This is a genomic window from Aquimarina megaterium XH134, assembly GCF_000520975.1.
Classification (GTDB): domain Bacteria; phylum Bacteroidota; class Bacteroidia; order Flavobacteriales; family Flavobacteriaceae; genus Aquimarina; species Aquimarina megaterium.
This window is the reverse complement of sequence record NZ_JACB01000044.1, coordinates 33,746-47,182: the sequence shown is the minus strand read 5'-3', so window position 1 is coordinate 47,182 and position 13,437 is coordinate 33,746. Positions and strand designations below refer to the sequence as shown.

The window sequence follows — 13,437 nt, the reverse complement described above, 5'->3', positions numbered from 1 at the left end:
TCATTTTTTTATGGACCATATTCAATTATCAAAAAAGCTTTCCTGAGAAAGCTTGGTGTTTTGTGAATTTAGAGTGCTACAGAATTAGTTTTTTACAAACTTTTTTATTTTTTTATCTCCAATCCATACTTTTTCATTGGTTTGAATATTGGTTAACTCCAGGTCGATTTGATAATATACTACTTTGTTTCTTTTATGTGCATCAACTATAGAATTAATATTGCCTTGAAGCATATAATCTGCCCCTGTTTCTAATCCAAATTTCTTAACGGTAGACATAGAGGCATTATCCTGTTGATCAGCGCGTTCTGCTCTTAGCTCTTCGCGCATTTTACCACCTTGTACTACTCTAACTTTTTGTCGTTGAATAAAAGCTTTTTCTATATCTTTAATAAAGGTCTCGCTTTCTATATGCTCATGTGATTTATTGCGTATTAAACCAACTATAACGACAGGTTTTTTGCCTTTTTCCTGAGTGTGATCGGTTATCCAGTTTCCTGTAAGTACTTCTTGCGTTAGTTCTTCTGCTGCAAAGCGTGAATCAGTATCGTTCCATCGTCCGCTAATATCAATTTGTGTATCTGGAGCTACACGTGTAATTTTTCTTGCGCATGAAGAAGTTAAAGATACTACTAGTAATACTGCTATAGCAGCGATTGATTTTCTCATTTTGTAATTTTATTTAATGTATTTTATAATGTGTTTTTTGTGATATTACCAAAGAATGCATGCGCCTAATATGCCAAGTGTTAGCCAATCATATCCACGCGGTCTGTAACTATAATAAGATCCATAGTCATAATACCTGGTATTTTCGATACGTTTTAATCTTCGTTCATGTCTCCAGTATGCTCTTTGTGATCGGTATTGTCTTCGTAACGAGCGTAGTTCTCTTTTTTCTTCGAGAGGATCAATAGCTTTATAGGTCTCTTGCACAGTAGTACCTTGTTGTATTGTATATTCCTGACTATTTTTTAAAAATCTATTCATCGCCTTTTTGTAATTAGGATTTTGATCTTGTGCAAGTTGTGTCTCTTGTGCAGACCCGATATATCCTATCATAACAAAAACGAATACTGAAAATATATTTCTCATAATGCTTATAGATTAGTTTCTATATAAATATTACCTAATAGTAAATGACAATATAAAAGCCAAAGGGTTGCATCATATGAAAAAAAATATCTTAATATCTATGAAGCTATTTTGACTTCTCAATTTATATACACAACATTTAGTAGTAACATTACCCTATTTTAGAAATGTTAAAATTTATCTAAGTCTTACTTTATTAGAACAGATCAGCTTGTATTCTAATTTTTATATAAAAAAACCTATGAAGTTAACTTCATAGGTTTTTAACCATTCCCAAAAAAATAGAATAATTTAGTTATTGATTTACTGCAGTAGGAGTAAATAAATCAGGAATGGGTCGGGGGATATTTTCATTACTATCTAACTCATCCTGTGGATATAAAAATCGTTGTGGATTGATTGTAGTGGTGGTATTGTTTAAGGGAAAAGGGACAATAACATCACTATCGGATTTGAGTAATCTTCGGGCATCGTTAAATGGCATATAGGTGCTAAACCCTGTCACATAACGTTCTTCGATAATCTCTCTTAAGATAGCTCTATCTACTGCTATATTATCAGTGTTTTCAATTCCTCCTGCTTGAAAATCTGCCAGGACATATGGATCATAATTAAATGTATCTGCTGCATCGATAAGATTAAATGCATTTCCTGAGTCGAGATAAGCTCTTAGTTCATTAAGTTTATCAATGGCGCCCTGATTATCACTATTTACACGCAAGATACATTCTGCCCAGATCAATAAATTTTCTTCGTAGCTTACTAATTTCATAGGAGTAGATGGTCCATCAATACCATCATCCTGATTTCCATCCCCACTAATGTAAGAATAGTTTCTACGAGCAGTCTCATCTGTCTTGGCATTATTTCTGCCAGAAGAATTAGCAGGATCTATAAGGTCTCGGTAAAAAGCATTATCTCCTGTCATATCACCTGCACGACTACTGTTTACAAAATTAAAAAGAATGTTACTGTTTGTATCGACACTACCAATAGGTTTATATGCCATGGTTCCAGATGCACTGTTAATACCATTTACGACATTGTTTAATGCCAGGTCATACTGTTTGGTTTGTAAATAATACCTAGCTTTTAGAGTGTACGCAGCTGCTGCCCAAGAAGCTCCATTCCCAGAAAAATAAATATCTTCACTACCTACATTAGTGGTAGCATTATTTATTTTGGATATAGCCCCATCTAGTAAAGTTTGCAAATTACTATAGATGTCTGGTTGCAGATCTATTGTAGGATCAGGAGATTCTAAACTGGCATTATCAGGTACTGCATTAGAGTAGGGGATATCTCCAAAAAGAGACGTTCCTGTACCAATAGCTAATGCCTCATTAACATCGATAATCCCTTGTAATAAATCTAGGTTAGGAGAAATTCTTCTAATTTCCTTGTTTTGAACTAATATTCCGTTATAGATCAATTCCCAGACGGCATCAGAATCACCAGGAGTATAATCATAATTATAGAGTGTTTGTTGTACCAGGTTTAGCCCGATAAGTCCACCAGAATAATACATAGATGTTCTAGCAAGTTGTCCTTGTTGTACCTGTGCATTGGCCAAGAGTGTTCCTTTTAATAGGAGATCTCCCGATGGAACTTCAACCAGCTGATTTGGATTTTCGTTAACATCCAGATAATCTTCGCAGGAGAACATCGTGATTACGATACAGGATACTATTAGTTTATATATAGTTTTCATGATTTCGTTTTTTAATAATTAAACTTAATACTAAAAGCATAGGTTCTCACTCCTGGATTCGAGAAATAATCCAGCCCTTTTCCTCTACCGACTCCAAATTGATTTATGTCGGGGTCTATACCAACTACATCGGTCCAGATAACCAGGTTTCTTCCAGAGGCTGTAAATTCAATCGAACTTAACCCTGTTGTCTTTTGTAAACCGTCAGAATTAAGTAAATAGGATAATGAAAGTTCTCTAAACCTTGTCCAACTTGCATCTCCAACAGCAAATTCATTTAATTTACCATCTCCAAAACCATATAGGTTTCTATAATAACTCTCGTCTAGTAGTACGTTTCCATTTCCGAAGTTACCTATATTAGCTCTTACGCTTGTACCTGCTGGTACAACATCTCCATTAAAATTCACCAAATCTTCATTTAAAGTAATAGTGTTTCCTACATCTCCGTGAGTTCCGAAGTATGAAGTGATGAAACGAGTTCTTTGCGCCATATCATTACCTTGACTGGTGTCAAACAATGCCGATATCGATAGATCTTTATATGATATACTTAATTGTAAACCTCCTAGCCAATCTGGGTTAGGATCTCCTACTACTTTGTTACCGCTAGTATCTACTATGGGAAAACCATTAGTATCTAGTACTAGGCTTCCATCAGCATTACGTTGAGCACCTTGGGTATACAAAACTCCTAACGGTTCTCCTTCGATAGCTACAGATTGGATAGAACTACCGGGAGTAAAATTAACCACTCCTCCTCCTTCGATCTTAGAAACCAGGTTTTTATTAGTACTAAAATTTATGGCAGCACTAGCTTTCCAATCTCTGTTTTTTATAAAATCGTATTTCAATTCGGCTTCAAACCCTTCATTTTCTATAGTAGCTCCATTTCCATAAATTTCAGAAAACCCTAGTGTTGGAGGTATTGCTATATTAAGCAATACATCTTTAGTTTCGTTTTTGTAATAGGTAGTCGATAATGAAAATCTATTTTTAAAGAAACGAAGATCTAATCCAACTTCGTATTCTGTTTTTATTTCTGGTTTTAGGTTTGGATTTCCAAGGCGTTCGTCGAATTGAAATCCTCCTCCAAAATCTTCGAGTGCGATAGCATCAGAAAAAGTAGAAAAAGACCCTACTTCAAAAACGGTTTCCTCTCTATGTGCCAGAGGAACATTACCTACCTGACCAAAAGCAAGTCTAAGTTTACCAAAGGATAAAGGATCAAAACCATTAATTAATCGACTAAAAGTCCAGCCTAATTCTGCGCTTGGATAAAAGAATGCATTATCACTTTTTGGGAGTACAGAATGTTTTTCATATGCCCCTCCAAGAGTTAAAAACAATTGATCGGCATAATCAAAATTGGCAGTACCATAGAAGCGAATATTCCTTCTCGAGGTTCTGGTAATCTCTGAGGAGATATTTTCTTTTGCCGAAATTTCTACAGGATCTAATGGTTTTCTAAAATTGGCAATGAAGTTATCTGCTTCAATAAAATCTCGTTTTCTTCTCCTGTCATTAATACCATATCCTATAATAACATTAGTGTTTAACTGTTCTGTTAATGCATATCGAAAAGATGTTAGTATATCCATCGTATACTCTTCATTATTTATGGTTTCGTCATTAAGTAAACCAAACCTTCGGGCAGAACTTGCAGTATAGTATGGAAAGAAATATACCCTGTTATCAGAATAAAAATCTGCACCTCCTCTAAGGATAGAGTTGATATTATCGTTCCATTGATATTTTAATTCTGCTGTACCAATAAAACGATTTACTTTGGCAGTACTTCCTTGCTCATTGATGGTCCAAAGAGGATTATTATAAATTACATTATCACTGTTTCCAAGATATCTTCGATAAGAACGATGACGCGATTGTACGATAGTTCCGGCTCCATTATTATAATCTCCTTTATAATCTGTGATATCAAAATCTGGCGATGTACGCAGTAATCCCAGATATAACCCTGCGGTATTAGAACCTTGCTGAATTCTGTTAGAGCTGGTATGTATGTAATTTCCTTTGATATTAGCAGTAAGCCTATCTGTAAAATTCTGAGAAGTAGATAAGGTGAAATTAGTTTTCTTATAATAGCTATTTTTAATCGTTCCGTCCTGATCTACGTGACCTCCACTTAAGAAATAGGTACCTTTTTCACTTCCGGTACTTAAGGTGAAACGATTATCGAGTGTGACCCCGGTACCAAATACTTTGTCAAAATTACTATCTACATACTGATCTGTTCTATTTTTTTGAGTAATCGGATAAATAGTAGTATTGGTTACCAAAGATTCAAAAAATTCTCCTGTAGTATCTACATCATCTGGAGCTCCGCTTCTGTCCGAGATTCTATCCCCCCAAGAGAAGGCAGATGTTGGACTATAGTTACCATTGGTACCTTGTCCGAAAGATCGTTGTAATGGATGCTTATACGAGACTTCATCGATAGAAACACCAGAAGAGAAGGTAACTCTCATTTTACCTTTTTTACCTTTTTTGGTGGTGATTACAATTACACCGTTAAGTGCTCTTGTTCCATACAATGCTCCTGCAGAAGCTCCTTTAAATACTTGAAAAGATTCGATATCATCTGGATTAAGGTCATTAAGCCTGGACTGCTGTGATACTCCTGCAGAGGTATCTCCACTACCAGAACCTTCTATGGTATCATTGTTTAAGGGTACCCCATCTACAATAATTAGAGGTTGGCTAGAACCTCCCAGAGAACTGGTTCCTCTAATTTGAATATTAGAACCAGCTCCGGGATCTCCAGAAGTGGCATTGATACTTACCCCAGCGGCTTTACCAGCTATACCGTCAATGATTTTATTCTCTACAGGTTGTACTAGCTTGTCTGCATCGATTTTAGAATAAGTAGAAGATAGTTTATCTCTTTTTTCTACAAACCCTAAAGAAGTTACAATAACCTCGCCTAAGGCTTCGGCATCTTCCTGTAAGATAACATCGATTGTAGTTTGATTAGCAATTGGTATTTCTTTCGTGACATATCCCAAATACGAAAAGACTAATGTCTGATCAGAGTTTGCGTCGATAGTATATTTACCGTCAAAATCTGTTGTCGTTCCAGTTCTAGTTCCCTGTACTAGAATTGTTGCCCCAGGTAAGGGACCTGCTATGTCCCGAACAGTACCTGTTATTGTAGTTTGGCTATAACCAATACTTGATAGCAGCACTGCACACATTAAAATTAAGAGTTGTTTTCTCATACAATTGTGATTTGATTAGACATGAATTAAAATGCTATTACATTTTAGTTGGTGAATTATAATTTTGAATATTTTGGGGAGTATATAGAATAGGTAGTGTTTTATGAAATACCGAAATAAAAAGAAAATGGATCTTTGATATAGAAAGGAATTGGATATATAGAATATCAAAGTGTTTTATTAACATAGAGGGTAATAAAACATGTAGTATATGTATACTAAATGATTTTTTTAGAAGCATTTTTCGTGTTTTTACTAAGATTTATACCAGAGAGATATACTATAAATAGGTAAGTATACCTACAATTACTAGAAATTGGTTAAGCTTGGGCACTACGTTAATTGTTACTTGTATTGATAATGGCGCCTATTATATAAGACGTGTTATTGGGCATTACCCCCCAATTGGAGTTCGTTTTTTTTAAATAAAAAAATGTAGATAATCAGTAAATTTTTAATTTTTTATGATTTACTATGAAGATATTGAAAAAAAATCAAAAAAATATTTAAAGAAGATAAAAAATGGTTAAGCCCATTAATCATATAAGAATTTGATCTCAGGGTTTTGGTAAACGACAAAACTCTGAATAGTAAATCACTTAACTTGTGATATGGTATTTTCTAAGATTTTAGAAACCAAATTAAGATGCTAACCAGGCACCTAGTTCTATGACATCTCCATTAGGGGATTTAACATCATATCCATCTGGATTGATTTCACTTTTTTGAATGTAAGGAAATTTTAGTAAGTACTCGGCACCACCATAATCTGTATAATCTTCTCGTATAGGGAAAATAGCGATATGATCTTTGGGTTTTTGTGTATTGGCGTATCGTAATTCCCATTTACAACGTTTAGAACTAATGGCATTTTCTGTGGCCAGGAATATAAACTTTTTATTATCCTTTATTTTTTCTTCTGTTTTTTGCTGGATCTCTTTGTCGGTTACCTTACTGGGGTTTTCTGTAGTATCTGGATCAAGCAACAAATAATCTGCATAGATAAGTACACCAAACCCTTTTAAAAAATTAATTGCACTATCGAGTTCTTCTAGCTCGTCGTGTTTATAAGAAAAAAACAAAGAAGTTTTAAGAAATTTTGTTTCTTCTCTAAAGAGCTGCAGACTTTCAGTAATAGACTTACTATATATTCTCGCTGCATTTCTAAACTGCAGTAGCCCGTATTTAGGTAATATATTCATGAGTTCTTTAACATGATCGTGTGTGAATATCTTAACGTACTATCCCTGGGTTTTGTTGTTACGAATATTGTTAAATCTTCATAATACCGAGTGTAATAAAAGGTTTCTTTACTATATATTCAGCTTATAAAATATAGAAATGTCCAGGTTTAAAATGATAATAAACCTAGACATTTTTAACACGAGATATTTTTTGGTTATTTCCTGGTATATGTATTTACAAAAGTATCTGATGAATTTTTGGATGTGAGAATAAGAGTGGCGTTTTCTGGAGTCGAGATTACAAAAGCACTATTGTTGCTAATGGTAAGATTAGTACCGGTAATAGTATAATCATAAGTTGTTTTAGCACCTTCTTCACATACATTGTTTGTATTAAAAGTGTAAAGGGTAATACTTACTTTATTAGAGTTACTAAAAACATAAGTTTCCATAAGATCACAAGTGTCTAAATCAATAGCAGTTCCATTTTTGGTAGAACTAGATAATTGCCATTGACCAATAATAAATGTTTCATTAATTGTACCGACGACATCATCATCGGTATTACATGAAAAAGTAATATTTAATGTTATTAAAACGAATACAATTAGTTTTTTGCTCATAACTTTTCTTTTTTTGTTTTGAGCAAAATTAGTTGAGTTCAAAAAGTTAGAAGTCTCTAAAAGTTAGAATTGAACAATTATGGACTCTTTTTTTATCATTACATCTGTTCTTTGTGCATTTTTTTAAATGTAGTTGGGGTATTGCCGGTTTCTTTCTTGAAATATTTATAAAAAGCAGATTTAGAATTAAATCCAGCTTCAAGTCCTATTGCTACCATATCATAATTATCAAACTCAGGATCTAAAATCATAGTTTTAGCTTCTTTCACTCTGTACGCGTTTAAATAATCAGAAAAATTCTTTTGAGCGACACTATTAATTATTTGAGAAAGGTAACCAATACTTATATTTAACCGAGTTGCAATATCATCTCTACTCAATTGTTGATTTCTATATAACTTTTCAGTTTCTAGAAGTTGTATAAATTTTTTAAAATATGGGTTGTCTTCTCCTTCTTTAAGTTTTACAGGTTCTTTCTGTTTTTCGTTTGTTTTCTTTTTGTTAATCTCTCTTATTTCGAATCTGTTTTTGGCCAAGGTAAACTTGTATATTCCTTGATAACCGATCCAATAAAAAAGAATATTAAGCAATAGCCATATAATGATAGAATAATCACTGTTATAGTAATAATCTACTACACTTGTTAAAATCCAAAAAAAGATGAGTAAAACATGAAAAGTATAAAATAGACGTATCCATTTAAGATCATAGCCGATATCGGGTTGATATTTGATATTGTTTTTAAATAACAAGCGAAATTCTACTACAAGTAGACCTAAATTAAATAGAATCGAAAAGTAATATTCTATTGTATAAAAATGGGGTATCCATGCTTTGTTATGAATAGGGTATAAATCAAAGTAAAATTGCCCACCAATATATAAGTTTAACCCTACTGATATAATAAAAGGAACAAACAATAACCACTCCTTATTTCTAAGCTTTAGTGAGGGATTTAATAATTTTAAGTAATAAAAATATAAGGTTACCGGAAAAGCCAATACTAATTCAATATCTTCTAGTATTCTAAAATTTTGATACTCTTTATACCAATTATAATGTAAGGCCCAATATTGAATATTGATAAAAACTCCGAGTAAAAGACTTATGCCCAGGTATAAATTGGTCTTGTTTTTAAAAAATTTGGAAAATAAAATTATGATTGCAAAGATAAACCCTTGAGTTACCCCTATTAAAATCAAAAAATCTAATATTTCAAAATTCATACTTAATAAAAATGTATTTGATCTTAATTATGTAGTTTGGTTTAGACATTCGTTTAATTAGAGAAACCAATTGCATTACAATAGGACTGATAATAAAATATAGATATTCTTTTTTACTTAGAAGAGGAACTTTTATTTAACATGGCATAAATAGCTACGCTAACATGTTTTCCGTTTTTGATTTCGCAATCGACCATTGTCCCTTCGTATTCAAAATCTAATTTTGCTAGTCCATTTTTGCAATTCGAATTCTCGGCATCTACAAAACCTTCAATTCTATGCAACCCTAGATTTTCAAATCCGAATTTACAAATGAGAGGCATTACTTCTTTCATGATTCCTTTTCCCCAATGCTCGGGAAGAAGCCAGAATCCGATTTCTGCTTTTTTGTTTTCTTTTTCGATAGCATTAAGTCCTCCTGCGCCATAGAAGGTGTTACCATCTTTTGAGCAAACAGCCCACCATATGCCGGTTTCATTTTTCTCTAATTCTGCAAACCATATCATTTGCTCTTTGGTAGCTTCACGACTATTAAAGCTAACCCCATAGTATTTGATTACATCGGGATTCGATAGACCGAGATATACATTCTCTAAATCATGGTTTGTAAACTGTCGTAGTCGTAATCGTTCTGTTTCTATAATAGGAAATGTAATTGCCATTTATTTTTAGTATGATATTATAATTTGATTTAGGAAGGCTTCTGTATTTCGATATCAAAATGTTCTTTTAGAAGCTCGTTAAATTTTGTTTCTTCTGTAAATTCTATGATCTTAGTATCTGCTCCTTGGGTAATTTTACATTGATTGTCATTTAAAGTAATTCTTCCTGTATCAGTTATCCTGGAGATTACTTTTTTTTGTGTAAAATGAGAATCTTTGCTGGTTTGATGAAATATACACATTTCTTGAAATTCATTAAAATTTCGACCTATAGTTTTAAAAATATATTGTGGAGTCGATACTTCATCTACCACTTCGTTTACTCTTAAATAATCATCATCGAATTTATCAAACTCAAAATAACCAAAATCATCAGATAATTTAACTCCGGGTTTAATTAGTAATGGAGTATATGAGAATTTACCAAATCCTACATCTACCAGATAATCATTGTTATGTATAGAAGTTATTATGGCTAAATGATCATATTCTTTCCCGTACCCTTTTGATGTGTTATAAACCCTACCCGAAATCATTTTTACATCAAACCCAATTTCTTTTAGTAAATGATAGAATAACCCGTTTAACTCATAGCAAAATCCTCCTCTTTTTTGAACTACTATTTTATTGTAAATAGTATCAACGTTAAGTGTGATTTCGCTATCGTAATGAATGTCTAGATTCTCGAAAGGCACATTTTTTAAGTGAGATTGCTGAAGTTCGAAAAGCACTTTTTTATTAACACTTAAGTCCTTCTTGTACTTTATTCGTTCTAGATAGAGATCAATATCCATTATTGTATTTGATTTATAAAATCCTTCAATTTTGTTTCTACCAAATCAGGAAGGGTATTGTTTTCGACCCAGCAATGTACATCTCCGATATATTTCATTCCCAGATATTTTGATGTTTCTACAAATGGCATATGAAATCCATCTTTTAGTTGTTTATCCGAACCGCAACTAAGTATTGCCATTTCCATTCCTCTTAGTTTTCGACCTGTATCTTTTTCTATTTTTAAACAATCAGAAATTCTATCTAAAAAAGTTTTCAGAATTCCACTCATGGTATACCAATACACAGGAGTTGCAAAAATAATGAGGTCATATTGATTTACGATTTTATCAATTAAAGGGTGAAAATCATCATCTCTATTGTTGAATTCATAATCAAATTCTGATATATTTTTTGTTTTTAAATCTATTATAGAATAGTTCATTTGCTGGCTAACGAATGAAGCTGCCTTGTATGTATCTCCATTACTATTTGAACTCCCCAGAATTATAATTCCTTTCTTCATCGGGTATGATGTTCTTTTTATATTGTTGATCTGGTTGTTGTTTTCTATAGTTATCTGCTACGATATGCTATGCTGAGACTAAGATAGAAAAAAACCAGCGTGATCATTATGGGTAAACAGCATATGTTTTTGTAATACCAGGTTTTGCGTATTAACTAGATTGATTTCGTTAAGAAGGTTTTAGTAGGATACCGATGGCAGCTTTAATTAGTACATGGTATTTTTATTAGCACTTTTTTCAGGGATTTGCTGGATGGCATCCCAATGCTCTACAATTTTGCCTTTTTCATCAAACCTAAAAAAATCCATAGTTATATATTCATCATTTCCGGGCCAGATTTGATGTGTATGTAATGCTACTAAGTCACCCTCGGCAATACAACGTACAAATTCAATTGATTTCTCGGGGTACTCGACTTGCATTTTTTCGAAGTAATCAATAAACCCCTGGGTACCATCTTTAACATCTGGATTATGTTGAATATACAAATCGCCAACGTAGCGTTCTACCGCTTTTTTAGGATTTCCGGTATAGGCAGTTTTGTAGAATGCGATAGCATTCTTTTTGTTTTCTTCTAAGTTCATCATTTTTAGTCTTATTTTACCCTAATTTTACATAGCCGTTACTAAGATAATTTTATTTCTTCGGTATATCATGATGTAGTGATTGTTTAATCCCTGTTTACATGTTAAAACCTCTTGTGTTTATTAACAATTTTAGACTATATATAATAGGAAATAAAGACAAGGATTTATGTGTTCTGAACTAAGGCAATAACATTACTAAAGTCGTTATTTTTTAGATCTTCTTTATCTATGCAAAGGTAAAGATGAGCACCGTTTGAACTAAATCCATATCCTTCATGACCTTTCATTTCAAAGGAAATCAAGTTGACATAATTTTGGCTCATATCATCATCTTCATGATGTCTTTCGGCCCATTCTTCGGCAATATAATGTTGAACAGAAAAAGGAACACCTAATAACATATTGTGACTAAAAAGCGTGTGTAAATCATTTTTTGGAGTTGGTGGTTTTAAACCAGACTCAAGAGCTATTTTTGTTCGCATTTGGATATTGATAGCTTCGTCCATCATATCGTCTGAAACCTGATCAATTCCGTCAGCATCATCTTCAGAAATATGACCGTCTTCTAGTAATGCAAAATTAAAAGGGTAACGAGGAAGTTGAAAACTATTTTTGAAAGTTATCGTTCTCGTAGCTAGTTTTTGATCATCTGGGATGTTGTTTGGAATATCAACAAGTTCTAGATTTTCTGTATCTGCAAAGAAATAGATTTTAAAAGCATCTTCCAAATCGTCTTCCCACATGATATCATCTGTTACAGAAGCAAAACATAAAAGAATTCCTTTTTTGGGGAATATGTTCTCTACGTCAAATGGTTTTATTTCTTCAAAATTAAGCTGAAAAAAGAAAGCAAGCGGAGCCTTTTGCCCTAAAGATTGTAAAGGCCACGTAAAACCAGAAGGAGCTGCAGGTTTTCCTCCAAATCTTGAATTTAACAAACTTTGAGTAGATTTGTTCTCATCGACCGAGAAAATAATATTAGGGATAATTGATTTTATAACACCATCGATTTTGTCCCATTCATACTCTTTAATCTCTTCTATAATTAAATTTTTTAAGTCACTCATGTGTCAGGTAGAATTACTATTATTTTGTCTCAAATATAGATTACATTTCTGTTTTTTAGTTCCCTGTTTTCAGTGAAATTGATGAGTTACTTTTTTTCTTCTTTAGATTACTAAGATAACTTTATTTCGAATAAACTGGCGGGAGCCTTACCATAATGATCGGGTAATCCTTCTGTGTTTTTTAAATCAAAGAATCCTAAAAAGTCAAAACCAGCCTTTTTATAATGTTCTATAAGCTTTACATTGTTGCCTAGTGTATCTAATCGTATATAGTCCTTATTACTTTTTTTGGCATATTCTTTTGACCACTCTACAATGATTGCCACAAAATTTTGACCTCTATAATCGGGATTGGTTGCAATACGATGAATATAGATAGCAGCATCGCCATTTTTTTCTTCCCAAATTTGCTCATCACTAAATGTGATGGTCCATACACAAGCAATCTTGTTATCAATGGTAAGTTTCCATTGCCTGTTTTCTGAGATACTATCTTCTACAAGTTTTCGCTCAAACTCTGGCCAAACAATAACTCCTTCTTTTGATTTTTGATATGCTGAAGCTATTCTGTACAACCTGTATATTTCATCAATATCATCTATTGTGCAATTTTCAATTTTCATACTCTTTTCATTTAGGAAATGTGTATCCAAATGTCTGACTATTTTTAAAGTGCAACAACCCAAAAATTGCTAATGTTTTGTGAATTTTATCAGATATGATTTTACTAAGTGATTTTTGT

The 13,437-nt window shown here is 32.8% G+C and carries 13 protein-coding genes; all 13 read right to left on the bottom strand.

Going from position 1 to position 13,437, the window contains the following annotated elements; translation table 11 throughout:
• Positions 1–84: 84 nt before the first annotated feature.
• The 13 genes from Z053_RS0122005 to Z053_RS0121945 all read right to left on the bottom strand — a co-directional run bounded on the left by Z053_RS0122005 (position 85) and on the right by Z053_RS0121945 (position 13,318).
• Positions 85–669, bottom strand: coding sequence for a penicillin-binding protein activator LpoB (locus tag Z053_RS0122005; RefSeq protein ID WP_025667127.1), 585 nt, complete (start codon positions 667–669; stop codon positions 85–87).
• Between the two features lie 45 nt (positions 670–714).
• On the bottom strand, positions 715–1,095 hold the full coding sequence (locus Z053_RS0122000) for a hypothetical protein (protein ID WP_035096564.1): 381 nt from the start codon (positions 1,093–1,095) through the stop codon (positions 715–717).
• 295 nt (positions 1,096–1,390) lie between these two features.
• On the bottom strand, positions 1,391–2,806 hold the full coding sequence (locus Z053_RS0121995) for a SusD/RagB family nutrient-binding outer membrane lipoprotein (protein ID WP_035096563.1): 1,416 nt from the start codon (positions 2,804–2,806) through the stop codon (positions 1,391–1,393).
• A gap of 11 nt (positions 2,807–2,817) precedes the next feature.
• On the bottom strand, positions 2,818–6,045 hold the full coding sequence (locus Z053_RS0121990; RefSeq protein ID WP_025667124.1) for a SusC/RagA family TonB-linked outer membrane protein: 3,228 nt from the start codon (positions 6,043–6,045) through the stop codon (positions 2,818–2,820).
• A gap of 641 nt (positions 6,046–6,686) precedes the next feature.
• Positions 6,687–7,247, bottom strand: coding sequence for a TIR domain-containing protein (locus Z053_RS0121985; protein ID WP_025667123.1), 561 nt, complete (start codon positions 7,245–7,247; stop codon positions 6,687–6,689).
• 197 nt (positions 7,248–7,444) lie between these two features.
• A complete protein-coding gene (locus Z053_RS0121980) occupies positions 7,445–7,852 on the bottom strand; it encodes a lipocalin-like domain-containing protein (protein ID WP_035096560.1) in 408 nt (135 codons plus the stop codon).
• Positions 7,853–7,950: 98 nt separating this feature from the next.
• Positions 7,951–9,078 carry a helix-turn-helix domain-containing protein gene (locus Z053_RS0121975; protein WP_025667121.1) on the bottom strand — a complete coding sequence of 376 codons (1,128 nt, stop codon included), beginning with the start codon at positions 9,076–9,078 and terminating at the stop codon, positions 7,951–7,953.
• 113 nt (positions 9,079–9,191) lie between these two features.
• The gene (locus Z053_RS0121970; protein ID WP_025667120.1) at positions 9,192–9,740 is read right to left on the bottom strand and encodes a GNAT family N-acetyltransferase; all 549 of its coding nucleotides are present in this window, start codon (positions 9,738–9,740) and stop codon (positions 9,192–9,194) included.
• Positions 9,741–9,769: 29 nt separating this feature from the next.
• A complete protein-coding gene (locus tag Z053_RS0121965) occupies positions 9,770–10,534 on the bottom strand; it encodes an arylamine N-acetyltransferase family protein (protein WP_025667119.1) in 765 nt (254 codons plus the stop codon).
• Positions 10,534–11,040 (bottom strand): flavodoxin family protein, encoded by a 507-nt coding sequence (locus tag Z053_RS0121960; protein ID WP_025667118.1) that lies wholly within the window; start codon positions 11,038–11,040, stop codon positions 10,534–10,536. The genes Z053_RS0121965 and Z053_RS0121960 overlap by 1 nt, the downstream gene beginning before the upstream one ends.
• Positions 11,041–11,247: 207 nt before the next feature.
• On the bottom strand, positions 11,248–11,625 hold the full coding sequence (locus tag Z053_RS0121955) for a nuclear transport factor 2 family protein (protein ID WP_025667117.1): 378 nt from the start codon (positions 11,623–11,625) through the stop codon (positions 11,248–11,250).
• A 167-nt stretch (positions 11,626–11,792) separates the two neighbouring features.
• Positions 11,793–12,695, bottom strand: coding sequence for a DUF1963 domain-containing protein (locus Z053_RS0121950; protein ID WP_025667116.1), 903 nt, complete (start codon positions 12,693–12,695; stop codon positions 11,793–11,795).
• 110 nt (positions 12,696–12,805) lie between these two features.
• Positions 12,806–13,318, bottom strand: a complete 513-nt coding sequence (locus tag Z053_RS0121945; RefSeq protein ID WP_025667115.1) for a GNAT family N-acetyltransferase — start codon at positions 13,316–13,318, stop codon at positions 12,806–12,808.
• Positions 13,319–13,437: the final 119 nt, after the last annotated feature.

Excerpts from the sequence above, each read along its gene's own strand:
- Z053_RS0122005 (WP_025667127.1), bottom strand. The coding sequence starts at position 669 with ATGAGAAAATCAATCGCTGCTATAGCAGTATTACTAGTAGTATCTTTA.
- Z053_RS0122000 (WP_035096564.1), bottom strand. The coding sequence starts at position 1,095 with ATGAGAAATATATTTTCAGTATTCGTTTTTGTTATGATAGGATATATC.
- Z053_RS0121995 (WP_035096563.1), bottom strand. The coding sequence starts at position 2,806 with ATGAAAACTATATATAAACTAATAGTATCCTGTATCGTAATCACGATG.
- Z053_RS0121990 (WP_025667124.1), bottom strand. The coding sequence starts at position 6,045 with ATGAGAAAACAACTCTTAATTTTAATGTGTGCAGTGCTGCTATCAAGT.
- Z053_RS0121985 (WP_025667123.1), bottom strand. The coding sequence starts at position 7,247 with ATGAATATATTACCTAAATACGGGCTACTGCAGTTTAGAAATGCAGCG.
- Z053_RS0121980 (WP_035096560.1), bottom strand. The coding sequence starts at position 7,852 with ATGAGCAAAAAACTAATTGTATTCGTTTTAATAACATTAAATATTACT.
- Z053_RS0121975 (WP_025667121.1), bottom strand. The coding sequence starts at position 9,078 with ATGAATTTTGAAATATTAGATTTTTTGATTTTAATAGGGGTAACTCAA.
- Z053_RS0121970 (WP_025667120.1), bottom strand. The coding sequence starts at position 9,740 with ATGGCAATTACATTTCCTATTATAGAAACAGAACGATTACGACTACGA.
- Z053_RS0121965 (WP_025667119.1), bottom strand. The coding sequence starts at position 10,534 with ATGGATATTGATCTCTATCTAGAACGAATAAAGTACAAGAAGGACTTA.
- Z053_RS0121960 (WP_025667118.1), bottom strand. The coding sequence starts at position 11,040 with ATGAAGAAAGGAATTATAATTCTGGGGAGTTCAAATAGTAATGGAGAT.
- Z053_RS0121955 (WP_025667117.1), bottom strand. The coding sequence starts at position 11,625 with ATGAACTTAGAAGAAAACAAAAAGAATGCTATCGCATTCTACAAAACT.
- Z053_RS0121950 (WP_025667116.1), bottom strand. The coding sequence starts at position 12,695 with ATGAGTGACTTAAAAAATTTAATTATAGAAGAGATTAAAGAGTATGAA.
- Z053_RS0121945 (WP_025667115.1), bottom strand. The coding sequence starts at position 13,318 with ATGAAAATTGAAAATTGCACAATAGATGATATTGATGAAATATACAGG.